The organism is Enhydrobacter aerosaccus (assembly GCF_900167455.1).
Taxonomy (GTDB): Bacteria; Pseudomonadota; Alphaproteobacteria; order Reyranellales; family Reyranellaceae; genus Reyranella; species Reyranella aerosaccus.
Genome location: NZ_FUWJ01000005.1, coordinates 48,116 through 65,848 on the forward strand (window position 1 = coordinate 48,116; position 17,733 = coordinate 65,848).

Annotated in this window: 18 protein-coding genes; 7 read left to right on the forward strand and 11 right to left on the reverse strand. The window is 63.7% G+C overall.

Annotated elements, in window-relative coordinates:
* Positions 1 to 15: 15 nt before the first annotated feature.
* The 3 genes from B5D62_RS18930 to B5D62_RS18940 all read left to right on the forward strand — a co-directional run bounded on the left by B5D62_RS18930 (position 16) and on the right by B5D62_RS18940 (position 2,994).
* Complete coding sequence (locus B5D62_RS18930) at positions 16 to 855, forward strand: SDR family oxidoreductase (protein WP_231714868.1); 840 nt, start codon at positions 16 to 18, stop codon at positions 853 to 855.
* Positions 842 to 1,600 (forward strand): SDR family oxidoreductase, encoded by a 759-nt coding sequence (locus tag B5D62_RS18935; protein WP_085935502.1) that lies wholly within the window; start codon positions 842 to 844, stop codon positions 1,598 to 1,600. Before B5D62_RS18930 ends, B5D62_RS18935 begins: the two co-directional genes overlap by 14 nt.
* A 404-nt stretch (positions 1,601 to 2,004) precedes the next feature.
* Positions 2,005 to 2,994 carry an ABC transporter substrate-binding protein gene (locus B5D62_RS18940; protein ID WP_085935503.1) on the forward strand — a complete coding sequence of 330 codons (990 nt, stop codon included), beginning with the start codon at positions 2,005 to 2,007 and terminating at the stop codon, positions 2,992 to 2,994.
* Positions 2,995 to 3,063: 69 nt separating this feature from the next.
* Here B5D62_RS18940 and B5D62_RS18945 read toward each other — a convergent pair whose 3' ends face one another.
* The 5 genes from B5D62_RS18945 to B5D62_RS18965 form a co-directional block, all read right to left on the reverse strand.
* Complete coding sequence (locus B5D62_RS18945; protein ID WP_085935504.1) at positions 3,064 to 3,312, reverse strand: hypothetical protein; 249 nt, start codon at positions 3,310 to 3,312, stop codon at positions 3,064 to 3,066.
* Between the two features lie 127 nt (positions 3,313 to 3,439).
* Complete coding sequence (locus B5D62_RS18950) at positions 3,440 to 4,321, reverse strand: alpha/beta fold hydrolase (RefSeq protein WP_085935505.1); 882 nt, start codon at positions 4,319 to 4,321, stop codon at positions 3,440 to 3,442.
* Positions 4,322 to 4,343: 22 nt separating this feature from the next.
* Positions 4,344 to 5,105 (reverse strand): ABC transporter ATP-binding protein, encoded by a 762-nt coding sequence (locus B5D62_RS18955; RefSeq protein ID WP_085935506.1) that lies wholly within the window; start codon positions 5,103 to 5,105, stop codon positions 4,344 to 4,346.
* The gene (locus tag B5D62_RS18960; RefSeq protein WP_085935507.1) at positions 5,102 to 5,863 is read right to left on the reverse strand and encodes an ABC transporter permease; all 762 of its coding nucleotides are present in this window, start codon (positions 5,861 to 5,863) and stop codon (positions 5,102 to 5,104) included. The genes B5D62_RS18955 and B5D62_RS18960 overlap by 4 nt, the downstream gene beginning before the upstream one ends.
* Positions 5,863 to 6,792: an ABC transporter substrate-binding protein gene (locus B5D62_RS18965; protein ID WP_085935508.1), complete on the reverse strand. Its 930-nt coding sequence runs from the start codon at positions 6,790 to 6,792 to the stop codon at positions 5,863 to 5,865. Before B5D62_RS18965 ends, B5D62_RS18960 begins: the two co-directional genes overlap by 1 nt.
* Before the next feature lie 117 nt (positions 6,793 to 6,909).
* Here B5D62_RS18965 and B5D62_RS18970 point away from each other — a divergent pair, with 117 nt between their 5' ends.
* Positions 6,910 to 7,659: a 2OG-Fe dioxygenase family protein gene (locus B5D62_RS18970; RefSeq protein WP_085935509.1), complete on the forward strand. Its 750-nt coding sequence runs from the start codon at positions 6,910 to 6,912 to the stop codon at positions 7,657 to 7,659.
* Between the two features lie 19 nt (positions 7,660 to 7,678).
* Here the strand turns inward: B5D62_RS18970 and phnC are convergent, their stop codons facing one another.
* From phnC to B5D62_RS18990, 4 genes are read right to left on the reverse strand one after another with little or no spacing between them, the layout of a single operon-like run.
* Positions 7,679 to 8,476 (reverse strand): phosphonate ABC transporter ATP-binding protein, encoded by a 798-nt coding sequence (gene phnC, locus B5D62_RS18975; RefSeq protein WP_218191149.1) that lies wholly within the window; start codon positions 8,474 to 8,476, stop codon positions 7,679 to 7,681.
* Positions 8,469 to 9,338 carry a phosphonate ABC transporter, permease protein PhnE gene (gene phnE, locus B5D62_RS18980; protein WP_085935510.1) on the reverse strand — a complete coding sequence of 290 codons (870 nt, stop codon included), beginning with the start codon at positions 9,336 to 9,338 and terminating at the stop codon, positions 8,469 to 8,471. The genes phnC and phnE overlap by 8 nt, the downstream gene beginning before the upstream one ends.
* Positions 9,339 to 9,397: 59 nt before the next feature.
* A complete protein-coding gene (locus B5D62_RS18985; protein WP_085935511.1) occupies positions 9,398 to 10,264 on the reverse strand; it encodes a phosphate/phosphite/phosphonate ABC transporter substrate-binding protein in 867 nt (288 codons plus the stop codon).
* Positions 10,265 to 10,286: 22 nt separating this feature from the next.
* Complete coding sequence (locus tag B5D62_RS18990; RefSeq protein ID WP_085935512.1) at positions 10,287 to 11,144, reverse strand: phytanoyl-CoA dioxygenase family protein; 858 nt, start codon at positions 11,142 to 11,144, stop codon at positions 10,287 to 10,289.
* Positions 11,145 to 11,267: 123 nt separating this feature from the next.
* Between B5D62_RS18990 and B5D62_RS18995 the strand changes: the two genes are divergently transcribed.
* The gene (locus tag B5D62_RS18995) at positions 11,268 to 12,158 is read left to right on the forward strand and encodes a LysR family transcriptional regulator (protein WP_218191151.1); all 891 of its coding nucleotides are present in this window, start codon (positions 11,268 to 11,270) and stop codon (positions 12,156 to 12,158) included.
* Positions 12,159 to 12,258: 100 nt separating this feature from the next.
* Here B5D62_RS18995 and ctaD read toward each other — a convergent pair whose 3' ends face one another.
* On the reverse strand, positions 12,259 to 13,884 hold the full coding sequence (gene ctaD, locus B5D62_RS19000) for a cytochrome c oxidase subunit I (protein WP_085935513.1): 1,626 nt from the start codon (positions 13,882 to 13,884) through the stop codon (positions 12,259 to 12,261).
* A 278-nt stretch (positions 13,885 to 14,162) separates the two neighbouring features.
* Entirely contained in the window at positions 14,163 to 14,933 is a 771-nt protein-coding gene (locus B5D62_RS19005; protein ID WP_085935514.1) for an SDR family NAD(P)-dependent oxidoreductase, read from the reverse strand.
* 125 nt (positions 14,934 to 15,058) lie between these two features.
* On the opposite strand from B5D62_RS19005, the gene B5D62_RS19010 reads away from it, so the two are divergent.
* Both B5D62_RS19010 and B5D62_RS19015 read left to right on the forward strand, forming a co-directional pair.
* Positions 15,059 to 16,129 carry an isopenicillin N synthase family dioxygenase gene (locus B5D62_RS19010; RefSeq protein ID WP_170921019.1) on the forward strand — a complete coding sequence of 357 codons (1,071 nt, stop codon included), beginning with the start codon at positions 15,059 to 15,061 and terminating at the stop codon, positions 16,127 to 16,129.
* Positions 16,130 to 16,151: 22 nt separating this feature from the next.
* Entirely contained in the window at positions 16,152 to 17,717 is a 1,566-nt protein-coding gene (locus B5D62_RS19015; RefSeq protein WP_085935516.1) for an ABC transporter substrate-binding protein, read from the forward strand.
* The last annotated feature ends 16 nt before the right edge of the window (positions 17,718 to 17,733 follow it).

Below are 17,733 nucleotides of genomic sequence, written 5' to 3' on the forward strand. Positions count from 1 at the left end.
AGAACCCGGGCAGCAATGTCCGGGTTTTTCTTTGGCTATGGCCGCGCTCCGGCTATGGTCGCCGCCGAGATGAGCGAACTTTCCGACCGGGTGGCGATCGTCACCGGCGGCGCCTCCGGAATCGGCGCCGCGACCGCGAAGCTGCTGCAGGCAGCCGGTGCCACGGTGATCGTGGCCGACATCAACGAGGCCAAGGACGGCGCCGGCCGCTTCGTGGCTCACGACGTCACCTCCGAGTCCTCCTGGCAGGCGCTGTTCACGGACGTCCTCGACCGCGAGGGCCGGCTGGACATCATGGTGAACAATGCCGGCATCAGCGGCAGCCCGGGCAATGTCGAAACGACGACTGTCGAGGAATGGCAGCGTATCCAGGCCATCAACTCCGACGGCGTGTTCCTGGGCTGCAGACATGCCGTGGAGGCCATGAAGCGCACCGGATCACGCAAGCCGGCCGTGAAGGGGTCGATCGTCAACATCTCCTCTATCGCTGGCCTGATCGGCTCGGCCGGACCGATCGCCTACACCGCCAGCAAAGGAGCGGTACGGCTGCTGACGAAGAGCGTGGCGCTCTACTGCGCCGAAAAGGGCTACGACATCCGCTGCAATTCGGTGCATCCCGGCGGTGTCGACACGGCGATCTTCAATCCGCTGTGGCAGACGGTCGGCCACGAGCAGGGCAAGGCTTTCATCGGCGCCCGTCATCCGATCGGCCGCATGGCCGAGCCGACGGAGCTGGGTGAGGTCGTGCTGTTCCTGGCCTCCGATCGGTCGAGCTTCGTCACCGGCGCCGAGTTCGTGGCCGATGGCGGCATCACCGCCGGCCTGATGAGGAGGGCTGCCCTTGGCGCGTCTTGAGAACAAGGTGGTCCTGCTGAGCGGCGGGGCTTCGGGTATCGGCGCCGCAACGGCGCGCCTGGTCGTGAACGAAGGCGGCAAGGCCGTGCTGGCCGACCGCGACGAGACAACAGGTCGAGCCCTGGCCGCGGAACTCGGAGAGGCGGCACTCTTCACTCCTCTAGACGTGACACAGGAATCTTCCTGGCAGGCAGCCGTGACGGCCACGGTCGAGAAATTCGGCGCCCTGCACGGGTTGTTGAACTCGGCCGGCATTGGGACGCGCACCGACATCGAGACCTGTTCGCTGGAAGACTACCGGCGCGTCAACGACGTCAACGCCCTCGGCACCTTTCTCGGCTGCAAGGCTGCCATCGCGGCAATGAAAGAGTCGGGCGGCGGCTCCATCGTCAATATCTCGTCGGTGCTGGGCCTGCGCGGCGCCTCCTATGCCTTGGCCTATTGCGCCAGCAAGGGAGCGGTGCGCCTGCTGACCAAGCACGTGGCCCTTCACTGCGCGCAGATGAAATACAACATCCGCTGCAACTCGGTGCACCCGGGCTACATCGAGACACCGATGATCGCGCCCCGCCTCGCTCAGGGCGATGGCAATCGCAGCGGCCGACAGGTCCTGGAGGAACTTCATCCGCTCGGCCGCCTCGGCCGGCCCGACGAGGTTGCCAACATGATCCTGTTCCTGTTGTCCGATGAGTCGAGCTTCTCCACGGGCTCGGAATTCATTTGCGACGGCGGCCTGACCGCCTAGCGTTCCCGTTAAATAAACGGAAATTAAACGGGACGAGGGGCGCAGGTCTGCTGCTTGCCTTGCCGTGCAGGACCTAGGATTCCGGCACGCGCACCCGTCGGCCAAGCCGCCGCTCTCGTCGTCCGATGTTCTCCGGCGCGAGTCCTTGTCGCCGCCGCATGCGTTCCCGAATTCCCGAAATCGATCAATCTCAAGGACTTGCGGCCAGTTTCGGGAATTCTGGAATGCAGGGACGCCCGGGACGGAAGGGTGCGGCGACAATCTCATTGCGATAATATTGCGTATATCGCAACATCAGTCAAGATCCTGAGCCTGTTCGACGGGTACACGCACATAGGCCGCCGCTCGTTATCGTGCCATTGTCCGACGCGACGGGGCGTACGGGGACACGGGGAGACGGGGGAATGGTAGCAGGCGTCGGACGACGGCATTTCATTTCTGCGCTCGGCGGAACGGCGCTCGCCCTGCCCCTCACAGCCCAAGCACAGCAACCCGCCAAACCGGCCCGAATCGGCTTTCTCTATCCCGGTGTGAGCGCAGTCGCAGTGTCGCGGATAAAGGCGCTGCGCCTGGGCCTGGAGGCCATGGGTTACGGCATCGACCAAGTGGAGATCATCGACCATTCGTCACAAGGCGACCCGGGCAAGCTTCCCGGACTTGCGGCGGACCTGGTCGCTCGCAAGGTCGACGTCATCGTTCCGATCAGCCCGGCCGGCGTGCGGACCGCGAAATCCGCCACCACGACCATCCCGATCGTCGCCAACGATCTCGAAAGCGATCCGGTCGCCAGCGGCTTCGTCGCCAGCCTTGCCCGTCCCGGCGGCAACATCACCGGGGTCTTTTCCGATTTCCCGGACTTCGGCACCAAGTGGCTCGAGATCCTCAAGGAAGCGCTGCCCAACCTGACCAAGGTGGTGGTGATGCGCGATCCGGCAACAGCCCCGACGCAGTTGGATGCCGTTACGGCGGCGGCACGCCTGCTCCGGGTCAGGCTGGACGTTGTCGACGTGCGCGCCATCGCCGAACTTCGACACGCTTTCGAGATTGCCGCCGGCCACAAGCCGGACGCCGTCATCGTGCTTGCCTCGCCGCTGTTCGGGACCGAGCCGAAGCTGATAGCCGATCTTGCGCTCGACCATCGCCTTCCGACCGTCACGCTGTTCTCGGAGATCGCACGCGCCGGCGGGCTACTCTCCTATGGTCCCGATCTGCTCGAGACCTTCCGGCAGACCGGCACCATGGCAGGCAAGGTTCTGCGCGGCCAGAAGCCGGCCGACCTTCCGGTGGAGCGGCCGACGAAATTCGAGATGATCGTCAACCAGCGTACGGCCAAGGCACTCGGCATCACCCTTCCCAATGCCGTCCTGCTGCATGCCGACGAGGTGATCGAGTAAGGGCCAGCCGGTCGCCTTGGCGGTCTCCGACCGCCAAGGAACAACCGCCGCGGCAACCCGCGGTCTGGATCAGCGGCTCGGCAGAGCGACCTTGCCGTCCTTCAGCGCCTGTTCGAGGACCGGGATCGATCCCTTGGGATCGGTCGCGCACTTCGACATCGCTTCCGGGACCGCGGCCGCCGGCGTGGTGTTGGGCGCAATCGACGCGCGATAGGCCTGGCTGAGCTTGTTGCAATAGTCGACATCGCTCGACTGGGCGAAGGCACTCGGGGAAAGCAACGCAGCAGTGCCAACTACAATCAGGATACGTCGGAACATGTCTCGTCTCCTCCCTTATGGATCTTGCAAAAGGGAGTGTACGCAGATGCCCGTTCGGATCAAGCACGCTACCTGCAATTTAGTCCAACTCCAGCAGAAGCCGGGCCGAGGGCTTGGTGGTTCTTGGCTACCTCATGCCGGTGATCGAGGCGCTGACGGCGCGCGGATCGCGCTTGGGCCACCGACCCGCCTCGACCTGGCCGATGAAGTCGCCGACGATGCGGTTGAACTGATCGGGGTCCTCGAGATTGATGGTGTGGCCGCAGTTCGGCATCACCGACAGCGCCGCACTTGGGATCTCGCGCTTCATCAGCAATGCCGGCGCCAGACAGGGCCAGTCCTCGTCCCCGGTCAGGATCAGCGTCGGCACGGTCAGGCCGCGCATCGGCCCGATCAGATCGTAGAGCGAGGGCCTCTGGCCCTGGCAGCCGATCTGCGTATTCGCCGATCCCAACGCCGAGTGCTCGCCCAGCGCCTTCTTGAATTCGGCGAAGCCGCGCGGATCCTTGTTCTCGAACTGCACCCGCGTCGGCCCATAGGCGTACTTCTCGGCAAAGGCCGGCATCCCCTCCGTCAGCAACGCCTTTGCCACCACCTCGACCTCGGCCTTGAAGCGCGCCTGCTGGTCCTTCTCGGCGCCGTAGCCGACGCCGGCCACGACCAGCGAGCGGGCTCGCGTTGGATGCCGGAAGCCGAAATGGAGGCTGGCGAAGCCGCCCATCGACAGGCCGACCACATGCGCCTTGTCGATCTTGAGATGATCCAGGACCGCGAGGATGTCATCTGTCGCACGGTTCTGCGAATAGCTCTCCGGCTTCTCGGGTACGTCCGAGGGCGGATAGCCGCGCGCCCCGTAGGTGATGCAGCGATAGCGCTGGCCGAAATGGCGCATCTGCATTTCCCACGAACGATGATCGGCGGCGAATTCATGGACGAAGATGATGGGCGCGCCTGTCCCCACCTCTTCGTAATAGAGCTTCACGCCATCATCCGTCGTTGCGTACGGCATCGTTTCCCCCGGACCGGTTGCTTCAGTCGAAATCGCGCTCGGCGCCGATCAGTCCGCGCAGTTCGCGCGCCAGCGCCGTGAACTCGGCCGATTGTTGCGTCCTCGGGCGGGGCAGGTCCACCCTGACGTCGGCCGCGATCTTGCCCGGCCGCGGCGTGAAGACGAGGATGCGGTCAGCCAGCAGCAGCGCCTCGTCGATCGAGTGGGTGACGAACAGCACCGTCGTGCGCTGCTTCTCCCAGATCTGGAGCAGTTCGTCTTGCAACCGTCCGCGGGTCTGGGCATCGAGCGCGCCGAACGGCTCGTCCATCAGCAGCGCCTTGGGATTGGTCGTCAGCGCACGGGCGATGCCGACGCGCTGCCGCATACCTCCCGACAGCTCGTGCGGATAGCGATCGCCGAAGCCGGTCAGGCCGGTCATCTCGATGAAGCCGCGTGCCCGCTCGCGCCGTTCGCCGGCGGCCACGCCCCGCGCCTTCATGTTGAACTCGACGTTCTTCTGCACCGTCATCCAGGGGAAGAGCCCATGATCCTGGAAGACGATGGCAGCGTCGGGTGACGGCCCGTCCAGCTCACGGCCGGCAACGGCGATCTGTCCCGAGCTCGGCCTTTCGAGTCCAGCCAGCAATTGCAGCAGGGTGGACTTGCCGCAGCCCGAACGTCCGAGCAGGCAGACAAAACTGCCTTCGTCGCACAGGAAGTTGATGCCGCGCAGGGCTTCCACCTGGCCGGTCTTGCCCGGGTAGATCTTCCCGACATTCACGCATTCGATGAATCGGTTCATTCGTTGGTGGCCGTCAGGCCCTCCTGCCAGCGGCAAGCACGACTGCGCGCCAGGCGCACCAGTTGATCGGCCAGCAGGCCGATGGCACCGATCACGATGATGCCGGCGAAGATGAGATCGGACCGGAAGGTAAGCTGGGCATTGAGGATCATGTAGCCTAGCCCCGACTTGACGGCGATCATCTCGGCCGTGACCACGGTCAGCCAGCCGGCTCCGACCGCGAGCCGCAGGCCCGTGAAGATGGCCGGCAGCGAGGCCGGAAGGATGATGTCCTTCATCACCAGGAACTCGCCGGCTCGCGCCGCCCGCGCCACCTTGATCAGCGTCCGCTCGATGCCGCGCACGCCGAAGATGGTGTTGATCAAGAGCGGCCACAGGCCGGACAGGAAGATCAACGCGATCGCCGGCTTGTCCCCGATACCGAGGAACAGGATCGCCAGCGGGATCAGGGAAATCGGCGGCACCGACCGGAAGATCTGGATCGACCAGTCCGTCAGCATGTCGAGCAGGCGGTAGCGGCCGATCATGAGACCGAGCGGGACCGCGACCAGGAACGACAGGCCGATGCCGACGAGCACGCGGCCGACGCTGGACAAGGCATGGTCCAGCACCGTCGCGGTATCGTTGACGAACACCAGCGCCACCTTCTCCGGCGACGGCAGCAGGACCGGGGGATACACCTTCAACTGAACGGCGACTTCCCAGGCGATGAGAAGCAGCGCCAGGGGCATGAGCCCCAGCGCACGACGCAACTGCATCAGACGTAGCCGAGGTTGAGGAAGCTGCCCCAGTCGGGCTCCTTGTCGAGCATCTTGTCGTCGACCATCATTTTGGCCAGCGCCTTCAGGCCGTTGACGAACGGGGCACCCGACTCGGCGCTGAAGAACAGGTTCTTGGTCGAAAGCTCGGCCACCTCCTTGGTCATCTTGAACTGCTTGATCGTCGTCTCGATGGCGATCGAGGGATCCGACGCCATCTTCTGCGTCGCCTTCACATGCGCCTGAACCATCTTCTTGGTCAGGTCGGGGTCGGCCTTGGTGAATTTCTCCGAGGCGACGAAGCCGAGGTTGGTCTTGCCCATCGGGGAATCGTACGGCACCCACAGCCGCTTGCCCCAGCCGTTGATCTCGGCCAGCGCGGCATAGGGCTCGAAACAGCAGATCGCGGCGACGTCCCCGCGCATCAAGGGCACCGGCTGGTCCTGGTTGTCCATGAAGGCGAGGTCGACCTTGCCGAAGACCCCTTCTTGCTTGAGCTTCCAGTTGAGCGAGACGAGACCGATCGAACCGTTCTGCACCGCGATCTTCTTGCCGACCAGATCCTTGAAGCTCGAGATCGAGGGTTGGGCCAACACCATCCAGCCGCCGTCGCAGCCATTGGCCAGGACCTGCATCGGGAAGCCCTTGGTGGCGACCTGCATGGTGGCTGAGAGTCCGCCATTGCCGATATCGACGTCGCCCGAGGCGACAGCCTGCATGCGCTGCACCAGCGACGGGAACATCACCAGTTCGAGATCGATGCCCTCCGGCTTCAGGAGGTCCGGCATCAGGAAGGCGGCATTGGTCGTGGTGGTGAAGGCAGTCCCCATCTTCACCTTGCGCAGATTCTGCCCAAGCGAACTGCGCGAAACGATGGCGGGTGCCGCCAAAGAAGCAGCGGCGGCGACGATCAAACGGCGGCGTAACATGCGATGTATCTCCCCAGGAGGCTCGGCGTTGATTGAATGCAAGGCGCGCGCCAATCCCTAGAAAGCTTCATGCGCACCGCCTGCCGAATTGGGCACGGTGGTGCTAGGGTGGGTTTCATGAGCGAGATCGGTACCGGACTGCAAAACGCCACAGGCATTCGCAACGCGCTGGCCCGCGCCGGCTATGCCTTCGTCGAGGCCTCGGACATGCGCGCCGCGCTGGGGCGCTTTGGCACCTTGGCCGACTGGGCGGCCTTCGCCGACAGCTGGAACGACCTCGGCCTCGACACCTACATGGGCGATGGCGGCCGCTATCGTCGGCGCCGCTTCGGGGTCTTCGCGGCCCCGCGCCAAGGCCAGATCGTCCGCGCACCCCACCAGCCTCATTACCAGAGCGTCAACTACAATACGCTGAATGGCGGCATCGAGCGCTGGTTCGAACCCATCAAGCCCGAGATCAGCGAAGGCCCGAGCTTCCGCACCGTCCTCGAGTACGCCCGCGCGCTATTCAGCCGCCTCGTCCCCGAAACGGCGGAATGGCATGTCGAGACCCATCAGTTCCGCATCGAGGCCCGCACCGGGGAACACGGCAAGCCGACGCCCGAGGGCATGCACCGCGACGGCGTCGACTACGTGATGGTGCTGCTGGTCGCCCGCCGCAATATCATGAGCGGCACGACGACGATCCACGATCTCGACAAGCGCACGCTCGGCAGCTTCACCCTTACCGATCCGCTCGATGCGGCGCTGGTCGACGATTCGCGCTGCTATCACGGCGTGACGCCGGTGGTGCCGGAGAATCCAGCCCAGCCGGCCTATCGCGATGTGCTGGTGGTGACCTTCAGGAAGAAGACTGCCGCTTCCTGACCGATCTCGCCGTCCAACCTCAGTTGGGCTTCGCGCTCGCATAGATCGAGCGGAGGTCTTCCGGCGAAACGTCCCGCGCCGGCTTGTCCACGACGATGCGGCCCGCCTGCATGCCGATGATCCGGTCGGCCATCTTCAAGGCATGGTCGACATGATGCAGGCTGCAGAGCACCGTGATCCCATAGTCGCGGGCGACGCGCCCGAGGACCTGCATCACCAGCAAGGCCGATTCCGGATCCAGGCTGGCGATCGGTTCGTCGGCAATGATGGCATGACTCTGTTGCGCCAGGGCCCGGGCAATGGCGACACGCTGCTGCTGGCCGCCCGAAAGCCCGTCCACCCGTCGATAGGCAAAGTCGAGCATGCCGACAGCGTCGAGGCAGCCCAACGCAAGCTGACGATCGGCTTTGGAGAAGGATCGGCAGGTAACGCGCCATAACGGTGCGCTGGCGAGGCGTCCGGTGAGGACATTGTCCAGGGCCGACAGACGCTTGATGAGGTTGAACTGCTGAAAGACGAAGCCGATGCGGGAGCGGAGCTGCGCCAGCCCTCTCCGATCCAGCGTGTTTACGCAGAGGCCTTCATAGTGGACCGTTCCCGCGGAAAGTTCGGTAAGCCGCGTGATGCAGCGGAACAGCGTCGATTTCCCCGATCCGCTTGGCCCGAGGACGACCGCGAACTCCCCCTTGCCGACGTCGAAGGAAACCTGACGGAGGATTTGCGTACCGCCGTAGGATTTGCCGACATCGCGAAGGCTCAGGACGATGTCGCGGTCGACGGCGAGCGACGCCGAAGGCGCAAGAGCGTGGTCAAACACGACCGATCTCCCCATCGCCGACGCGCAATGGCGCGGGCCGCGCATTGCTGGCTCGATCCTGAAGGATGCGACGCCGCAGGAAGTCGCTGATCACGTCGATTGCGCCAACCATCAGAAGGATGATCGCCAGGACCGTCACCATCTTCGGGAAGTCGAGCAGGTCGATGGTGTTCTTGAGTGTCTGCCCGATACCGCCGGCGCCGACGATTCCCAGCACAGTCGATGTGCGGACGCTGAACTCCCACATGTAGAGCGCAACGGCGATGAAGTTCGGCATGATGTCCGGCAGCAAGGCGTAGCGCAGGACCTTGAGGCGGCTGGCGCCGCTGAGGGCAGCGGCCTCCAGCGGGCCTCGATCCGCGGGTTCGATGACATCGGCCAGCATCTTTCCGATCGCGCCCGTCATGTGAAAGGCGATGGCCAGCACGCCGGTGAACGGACCGAACCCGATCGCCGCTGTGAAGATGAGCGCGAACACCAGCGTTTCTGTCCCGCGGCTCAGGTTAAGGATGCCGCGAGCGATCTGATAGACGATGGGGTGCGGCGAGATATTGCGGGCCGCGAGTAGCGACAGCGGCACAGCCGCAACCAGTGCAAAGAGCGTTCCGATCGTCGCCATCGCCAGGGTTTCGAATGCGGCCGCCAGCACTTCCGGAAGGTCGCGCGTGTCGGGCGGCAGCATCTGGCCGAGCCAGCCGGCAACCCGCGGCATTCCCTGCGCGAGCTTGCCGAAATCGACGTGGGATTCCCGCCAGAAAACGACGAGAACCGCCACGCAGCAAACGAGCAAGGTGTTCCGGGTGAGACTGGAACGATCCAGCAGCCGTACAGCCGGTTCCTCATAGCGCCTTGGAGAGATCATCACGCCCCTGTTCGCCTGGTCCTCTTGCGCGCAACAGCGCGACCTTCGATCGTCAGATCCTAGATCAGCTTGACGATCCGCCCGGCCTCGACGATCGGCTCGTAGTCGTCGAAGGTCGCCTTCACGAAGCCGTTGTAGCCGGCACCCATCATCGATTGGGCCTTCTCCTCGGAGAGCGAGGTCAGGAGCTGCTGTATCTTGCCCTTGAGCTCCGGGTCGAAGCCCTTGGGAACCGTGATGGCGTCGTTGGGCAGTGGATTCGAGGTCCAGTAGACCTTGACCTTGCGCGGATCCATCTCGCCCGCCTCGATCATGCCATACCGGCCGCGATCCATGTCGGAGCCGAGATCGATGACGCCTTGCTGGATCAGCGCCACATTGTTGGCGAAGGTCGCGCCTTCCTTGTATTCGAAGAACTTGGCGGGATCGATTCCCTGGCTGGTAAAGTAGGCCATGGGAATCAGCCAGCCCGAGGTATTGCCGCGGTCGCTAAGCGACAACTTCATCCCCTTGGCGTCGTCGGGCCATTTCTTGATCGGCAGTCCGGGACGTCCTTCGATGATGGCGTGATAGATCGGCTTGCCCTGATACTTCGCCGTGGCGATGACCTCGGCGCCGGCTTTCTGATGCGCGAGCACGTAACCCCACGGCCCGAGCCAGCCCACATCGACATGGCCGTTGGTCATGGCGACCGAAATTGCCGCCCAGCTTTCGGGAGAGACCAGCTCGTAGGTCATGCCGAGTTCGCCCGCCAGATATTTGAACAGCGGCTCGAACTCCTTGATCGTGATCTGCGGCGTCGGCCGCACCGGCGCGATCGCGAACCGGAGATGTCGGGCGTTGTTCTGAGCCCGCACCTGAGTTGTCAGGATGGCGGGCGCTGCCACCAGGCCTGCCGCGACCGCACGGCGTGAAAGCGTCTTCATCGGTATCTCCTTGCCGCGAAAATCAAAAATGCTTGTTCCGAAGCCCGCGCTGGCTTTCGAAGATGTGGCCGCCGTAACGCGACACGGGGAAGGGCACGGTGAGAGGCAGCTCTTGCATTCTCGGAAACACGGTCGACTGTCCGCAAACGATCGCATCCTCGAAGGCGCGGTAGTCCTCGACTCCGAGAAGCGGCCAAGCGTCAGCAGCCGCGTAGGTGATCAGGAGAAAGCGCCGCGACAGATTCGAGCGGTTGGGCGCCGAGCCGTGCAGCGTGCGGACGTGATGCAGGGTCAGGCTTCCTGCCCGACCGGACAGAATTTCCGCTTCGGACAGGTCGATCGGATGGGCATCGAGGTCGATGGCATGCACGAACTCACCGTTTTGCGGATTGCGGTGATCGTAGACCGGGCCGAGATGCGACCGAGGCACGCACATCATGCCGCCGTTGGACTCCGAGCTATCGTCCAGCAGGACGCCGACACTGAGGAAGTCGTCATTCGTGTGGGGATAGAATGCCCAATCCTGGTGCCAGGCGACCGCAGCCCCTGTCGGCGGCTTGAGATTGATCTTGCTGCCATGAATGCGGATGTCGGGGCCCAGGATCGATTTCAGGACCGACAGGAGTCGTTCCGACTTCGCGAACGCGGAAATGCCGCCGAAGAGCGCATGAGGATGATTGATCCGACGAACCCGCGGCAGCTCGGGCACATGCGTATCCTCCAGCTCGAAGATATCGTTGGAGCGCGTCAACTTCTCGGCCGAGCGGATGAGCCCGTCGACCTCTGCGGTCAGGGAGCCGAGTTCGGCTGCATCCAGGAAATCCGGAATGACAATGAACCCGTCCCGCCGATAGCGAGCGACCTGATCTTCGTCGAGCATTTGATCTTTCTCCTCGTTCTTCGTCTTTTGTTATCATTCATTGATTTCAATTATGTTATGTAATTATCCGCTGAACTAAACAGTCGAGGCGCGATCGGGCGCCTGGAAGGGAGCAGGTCAGCAATGTTGGACGAAGAGCTGCTTAATCTGACGCAGGTGCGCGCGTTCCTTGCGGTCGTCGACCAGGGCGGCTTTAGAGAGGCGGCCGCAGCCCTGGGATGCGCGCAGCCGACCGTTTCCCAGTTGGTGAGGAAGCTCGAAGAAGCGCTCGGTGACCTCCTGATTGTCCGGGGGCATGCGCAATGCCTGCCGACGAAATCCGGGAGTCAGTTCCTGCCCTTCGCAAGAGCCCTTCTTCGTGTCGATCGCCGCGGGCGTGCGGCAGTCAAGGCGGGCCAGCTCGTGGTCGGAGCGAGCAGCAATATCGGCATCTACCTTCTGCCGGTATTGATGAAGAAGTTGAGCGACGCCTGCGGACAACCTATCGAATTGAAGATCGGCTCCAATCCCGAAATCGCCGACCAGCTTGAATCAGGCGAAATCGACGTCGGCCTGATGGAATGGTGGGACGAGCGCCCCGGCTTCGAAGCCACGCCGTGGAATCGCCAATCGCTCGTCGTCATCGTCCCGAGGACTCACCCATGGGCCAGGCGCAAGATGGTGTCGATCGAGGAATTGGTGGGAAAGCCGTTGGTCGGCGGGGAGCCGGGCAGCGGCACAGGAACCCTGCTCAGGAAGGCACTGGGCGCGTCTTCCTCCCAGCTCAGGACGACCTACCAGCTCGGCAGCACCGACGCCGTGAAGGCTGCCGTCAAGGCAGGCCTGGGCATCTCATTGGTGATGGAAAGCTCTGTGCGCGAGGAAGTGCGGCACCGGAGCCTCGTCGCACTGGAGCTCGAGGATGTCGATCTGGCAAAGGAGCTTCAATCGATCATTCCGGCCAACCTGCCCAGTTCGTCGCCGTCGCGCGCCTTCGTTTCGGCCCTGGGCGAGCTGTCGAAAGGCGCGCTGTGAGGGCGCGTCCGCGCATCGCATGGGCGGACATGATCATCCCCGAGAAATGAAAGACGGCGCCTTCAGGCGCCGTCTCTCCTTCTCCGAGACGCCGGGGGCCTCAGTGGCCCGGCGTGGCCGCGATATGGGGCGGCTCTTCGAAGGTATGGAACGGCGGCGGCGACGACACCGTCCATTCCAGCGTCGTGGCGCCCTCGCCCCAGTAGTTGGCTCCGACCTTGCGGCCGTACAGCAACGTCCCGAACACGACGAAGATCAGCCAGAAGATCGCGCCGGTGAAGGTAATGAAGGCACCGATCGACGCGATGAAGTTCCAGTGCCACATCGCATCGGGATAATCGACGTAGTGGCGGGGCATGCCGCTCAGCCCCAGGAAGTGCATCGGGAAGAACGTCAGGTTCACGCCGATGAACGTCACCGTGAAGTGAAGGTAGCCTGCCCATTCGGGATACTGGCGGCCGCTCATCTTGCCGATCCAGTAATAGAAGCCCGCGAACATGCCGAACACAGCCCCCAGCGACAGCGTGTAGTGGAAGTGCGCGATCACGTAGTAGGTGTTGTGCATGGCGTAGTCGACGCCGGCATTGGCCAGCACCACGCCCGTCACGCCGCCGACCGTGAACAGGAAGATGAATCCCAGGGCCCACAGCATCGGCACCTCGAGACGGATCGAGCCGCCCCACATGGTGGCGATCCAGGAGAAGATCTTCACGCCCGTCGGCACCGCGATCACCATCGTCGCCGCCACGAAGTAAGCGCGCGTGTCGACGTCCATGCCGACCGTATACATATGGTGCGCCCACACCACGAAGCCGACCACGCCGATCGCCACCATCGCGTAGGCCATGCCGAGATAGCCGAAGATCGGCTTGCGGGCGAAGGTCGAGACGATGTGGCTGATGATGCCGAAGGCCGGCAGGATCATGATGTACACTTCGGGATGACCGAAGAACCAGAACAGGTGCAGGAACAGCGTCGGGTCACCACCGCCGGCCGGATCGAAGAAGTGCGTGCCGAAGTTGCGATCCGTCAGCAGCATGGTGATAGCACCGGCCAGGACCGGCACCGCCAGCAGCAGCAGGAACGCCGTCACCAGCACCGACCAGGCGAACAGCGGCATGCGATGCAGGGTCATCCCCGGCGCGCGCATGTTGAAGATGGTGGTGATGAAGTTGATGGCGCCCAGGATCGAGGACGCGCCAGCCAGATGCAGCGAGAAGATCGCCAGGTCCATGCCCGCGCCCTGCTGGATCGTCAGCGGCGGATAGGCGGTCCAGCCGGTGCCGACACCGCCGCCGATAAGAGCCGACATCACGAGCAGGATCAGCGCCGGCGGCAGCAGCCAGAAGCTGATGTTGTTCATGCGCGGGAAGGCCATGTCGGGCGCGCCGATCATGAGCGGCACGAACCAGTTGCCGAAGCCGCCGATCAGCGCCGGCATGACGACGAAGAACACCATGATCAGGCCGTGCGCCGTGACGATCGTATTCCACAGATGCCCGTCAGGCGTCCCGTCCGCCGCGTTGAAGAACTGCACGCCGGGATTCAGCAATTCGAGCCGCATCCACATCGAGAAGCCGGCACCGACGAAGGATACGGCGATGGCGAACACGAGGTACATCGTGCCGATGTCCTTGTGGTTCGTGCTGTACAGCCAGCGCTTGATGCCGGTCGGTGTGTGATTGTCAGCGTGATGGCTGTGAACGGCGGCGCCGTGGCTGGCCATGGATTTGTTCTCCCCAATGAAGCTGTCCCGGTTTTCCCGGATGGGCCCGAAAAGCCACGACATCTTCGAAGAGGTGAGACGATCTCAGCCTCAAGGCGCAGGAATCGCAGGCGCTCACGAGCCTGCGCCAGCGATAACCTCACTCACTGAGGGGAATCAACGAAGCTCGCGATCAGCGCCCGCATCGCGAGATTTTCGTGATGGTCATTATCACTATCGTTGCAAGTGATTCCGAAGCGCGCGATCGCCGTCGCCCCGACGATCGGCGCCCATCGCGGTCAGCTGCCGATGGTCACGCCGGCATCGGCAACGATCGTCTGGCCAGTGATGAAGGCGCCGGCCTTGCCGGCCAGCATGACCGCGATGCCACCGATATCGTCAGGCTCGCCGATGCGCCGCAACGGCGCCGTGGCCAGGCGCTTGTTGAGATACTCGGGATTGTCCCACAGCGCCTTGGCGAAGTCGGTCTTCACCAGGCCGGGCGCGATCGTGTTGATGCGAATGTTGTCCGGCCCGAGTTCGGTCGCGAGGTTGCGCGCGAGCTGCATGTCGGCGGCCTTCGAGATGCCGTAGGCACCGATCACCGGCGTGCCGCGCAGGCCGCCAATCGACGAGACGATGATGATCGAGCCATCCTTCTTGGCGCGCATGTCCGGCAGGCACGCGGTGATCAGCCAGATGTTGCTGAGGATGTTGTTCTGCATGATCTTCATGAAGGCATCATCCGGCATCTTCTCGGTCGGCCCGTAATACGGGTTCGAGGCCGCGTTGCACACGAGGACATCGACCGGGCCGAGCTGCTTGCGCGTCTCGGCGATCAGGTTCTGGCACTGCGCCTTGTCGGAGATGTTGCAAGGAATGACGGTCGCATGCCCTCCGGCCTTGCGGATCTCGGCGGCGGCTTCCTCGCAGGCTGGCGCCTTGCGGCTCGACACCACGACCTTGGCACCTTGCAGCGCGAGATGCAGCGCGATCGACTTGCCGATGCCCTTGCTCGACCCGGTGACGACGGCGACCTTTCCTGTCAGGTCGAAAAGCGGCGATGCCATGCGATATCCTCCAAGCTCGTTTGCAACTGTGTGGCACAAACAACAGAAGCAACCAATGGCGCATTTATTGCAGTATCTTCGGCAATAGATCGGAGCGAATTGGGGGTTCCGCGATGCAGCAAGAGATGACCAGTTCCACGCTCTCCGTGGCCGGGGTGACCCCCACCATGATCGGCGGAGAGATTCCGCTGATCGATGTTTCGAACTTCCTCGCCGACAAGTCTGGCGCCGCCGAACTGGCAGCCGCGCAGCTCCGCTATGCCTTCGAGAAGGTCGGCTTTTACTATCTCGCAGGCCACGGCATCTCGCAGTCGCTGATCGACCGGACCTACGACGAGGCAGCCCGCTTCCATGCCCAGCCGATGGAAGAGAAGCTCGCGGTCAAGGTGGACGAACATACGATCGGCTACATGCCGATCCAGGACAAGGCGCCGCCCAACGCGCTAGCGCAGAACAAGAAGCCGAGCCAGAACGAGGCCTACTTCCTGCGGCGCGAGCGCACCCGCGACGATCCCGACGTCGTATCGAACCGCCGCTTCCACGCCCTGAACAAGTGGCCCGGGAATCTGCCGGGCTTTCGCGAGAACGTGCTGGAATACATGCGGACGCTCGAGGCGCTGTGCCAGAAGCTGGTCAAGCTCTACGCGCTGGCACTCGACCTGCCGGAGACGTTCTTCGACTCGTCCTTTGCCAAGCCGCACATGATCCTGCGCATGTCACGCTATCCGCAGATCGATGCCGGTGACGACACGGTTGCCAGCCTGGTCCCCCATACGGATTCGGGCTTCATGACGTTGCTGCCGCCCAACAAGGTGCAGGGGCTGTCGATCCTGCTGCCCGATGGGAGATGGATGGACGCCCCCTATGTCGAGGGCGCTTACGTCGTCAATGGCGGCGACATCCTGCATCGCTGGAGCAACGAGCGCTTCCTGTCGACGCCTCACCGGGTTCGCAACGTCTCCGGCACGCTTCGCTACGCCATTCCGTTTTTCTGCGACCCCGACCATGATACGATGATCGAGTGCCTGCCGGGCTGCGCCTCGGCGGACAGGCCGGCCAAGTATCCGCCTATCAAGTTCGGCGACTACGCCCTGTGGTTCGCAGCCCAGCGCTACAACCACATGGCCAAGGTAGCGGCGCCGGCCGACGCGGACGTCACCCCGGGTGACCGCGCAACGGCACGGTGGAAAAGCTGATCCCTCACGAACGGACTGATCGATGAGACTCCGCTCCATTGCAGCGGCGCTCGTCGCCGCTCTGCTCGCGGCTTGCCCGACGCTCGCCCAGACGAAGACGGTGCGGGCCGTGATGCATTCCGACATCAAGATCCTCGATCCGATCTGGACCACCGCCAACATCGTGCGCAATCACGGTTACATGGTGTGGGACACGCTGTTCGCGATGGATGAAAAGCTGCAGGTCCAACCGCAGATGGTGGATCACTGGGAGCTCAGTCCGGATCGGCTGATTTACACCTTCACCTTGCGTGACGGGCTCAAGTGGCACGACGGGCTGCCCGTCACCAGCGAGGACTGCATCGCCTCGTTGAGACGCTGGGGTGCCAAGGACTTTACCGGCCAGAAGCTGCTGAGCTTCGTAAGCGCCTTGGAGGCCGTGAACGACAAGACCTTCCGGATGGTCCTGACGGAACCCTACGGCCTCGTGCTCGACTCGCTTGCCAAGCCCGGCGCATCGGTGCCGTTCATGATGCCCAAGCGCATCGCCGACACCGATCCCGGCACGCAGATCACCGAGATCGTCGGGTCGGGCCCCTTCATCTTCAAGAAGGATGAGTGGAAGCCCGGCGAGAAGATCGTCTATGTGCGCAATCCCGACTACAAGCCGCGGGCCGAACCGCCCTCCGGCCTGGCCGGCGGCAAGGTGGTAAAGGTCGATCGCGTCGAGTGGCTGGCCATCCCGGACCACATGACCGCCGTCAACGCGCTGCTGGCCGGCGAGATCGACTATATCGAGGCGCCGCCGCACGACCTGCTGCCGCTGCTGAAGGCAGACAGGAGCGTCACCGTGAAGGTCTACAACACAATCGGCGCGCAGTACGACTTCCGCTGGAACTGGCTGCAACCGCCGTTCGACAATCCCAAGATCCGCCGCGCCGCCCTGTACGCCTTCACCTCGAAGGAGTTCCTGGAAGGTGTGGTCGGCGACCCTGCCTATTATCGCGTCTGCAAGGCGATGTTCGTGTGCGGGACGCCGCTCGAGAGCACTGCCGGTACGGAAGGCCTGCTCGATGCGAACTTCGCCAGGTCGAAGGAGTTGCTGAAGGAGGCCGGCTACGACGGCACGCCCGTCGTGCTGCTGCACACCACCGACATCAACGTGCTGACCAATGCCGGCCCGATCGCCAAGTCGCTGCTCGAACGCGGCGGATTCAAGGTCGAGATGGTTCCGCTCGACTTCCAGTCGATCGTGTCGCGACGTCTGCGTAAAGGCCCACCCTCGGAAGGCGGCTGGAGCGGCTTCATGACCGCGTGGCTGTCGATCGACATGATGAACCCGCTCACCAATACGATGGTGAACGCCTCCTGCGACAAGGCCGCATTCGGATGGCCCTGCGACCAGAAGGTCGAGCAGCTGCGCGACGCCTTCGCCCGCGCGCCCGACCTCGACAGCCGCAGGAAGATCGCGGCCGATCTGCAGGCACGCGCGCTCGAGGTCGGCACTCACGTCCCGTTAGGCCAGTACACCCTACCGACCGCCACGCGGGGCCTCACGGACATCGTGACGGCGCCGATTCCCGTGTTCTGGAACATCGACAAGCCGTGAAGCGCTGCGGCGCGCC

What these genes read in the sequence shown, in the direction of transcription:
- B5D62_RS18930 (WP_231714868.1), top strand. Translation starts at nt 16, where the DNA reads ATGTCCGGGTTTTTCTTTGGCTATGGCCGCGCTCCGGCTATGGTCGCC.
- B5D62_RS18940 (WP_085935503.1), top strand. Translation starts at nt 2,005, where the DNA reads ATGGTAGCAGGCGTCGGACGACGGCATTTCATTTCTGCGCTCGGCGGA.
- B5D62_RS18945 (WP_085935504.1), bottom strand. Translation starts at nt 3,312, where the DNA reads ATGTTCCGACGTATCCTGATTGTAGTTGGCACTGCTGCGTTGCTTTCC.
- B5D62_RS18950 (WP_085935505.1), bottom strand. Translation starts at nt 4,321, where the DNA reads ATGCCGTACGCAACGACGGATGATGGCGTGAAGCTCTATTACGAAGAG.
- B5D62_RS18955 (WP_085935506.1), bottom strand. Translation starts at nt 5,105, where the DNA reads ATGAACCGATTCATCGAATGCGTGAATGTCGGGAAGATCTACCCGGGC.
- B5D62_RS18960 (WP_085935507.1), bottom strand. Translation starts at nt 5,863, where the DNA reads ATGCAGTTGCGTCGTGCGCTGGGGCTCATGCCCCTGGCGCTGCTTCTC.
- B5D62_RS18965 (WP_085935508.1), bottom strand. Translation starts at nt 6,792, where the DNA reads ATGTTACGCCGCCGTTTGATCGTCGCCGCCGCTGCTTCTTTGGCGGCA.
- B5D62_RS18970 (WP_085935509.1), top strand. Translation starts at nt 6,910, where the DNA reads ATGAGCGAGATCGGTACCGGACTGCAAAACGCCACAGGCATTCGCAAC.
- phnE (WP_085935510.1), bottom strand. Translation starts at nt 9,338, where the DNA reads ATGATCTCTCCAAGGCGCTATGAGGAACCGGCTGTACGGCTGCTGGAT.
- B5D62_RS18985 (WP_085935511.1), bottom strand. Translation starts at nt 10,264, where the DNA reads ATGAAGACGCTTTCACGCCGTGCGGTCGCGGCAGGCCTGGTGGCAGCG.
- B5D62_RS18990 (WP_085935512.1), bottom strand. Translation starts at nt 11,144, where the DNA reads ATGCTCGACGAAGATCAGGTCGCTCGCTATCGGCGGGACGGGTTCATT.
- B5D62_RS18995 (WP_218191151.1), top strand. Translation starts at nt 11,268, where the DNA reads ATGTTGGACGAAGAGCTGCTTAATCTGACGCAGGTGCGCGCGTTCCTT.
- ctaD (WP_085935513.1), bottom strand. Translation starts at nt 13,884, where the DNA reads ATGGCCAGCCACGGCGCCGCCGTTCACAGCCATCACGCTGACAATCAC.
- B5D62_RS19005 (WP_085935514.1), bottom strand. Translation starts at nt 14,933, where the DNA reads ATGGCATCGCCGCTTTTCGACCTGACAGGAAAGGTCGCCGTCGTCACC.
- B5D62_RS19010 (WP_170921019.1), top strand. Translation starts at nt 15,059, where the DNA reads ATGACCAGTTCCACGCTCTCCGTGGCCGGGGTGACCCCCACCATGATC.
- B5D62_RS19015 (WP_085935516.1), top strand. Translation starts at nt 16,152, where the DNA reads ATGAGACTCCGCTCCATTGCAGCGGCGCTCGTCGCCGCTCTGCTCGCG.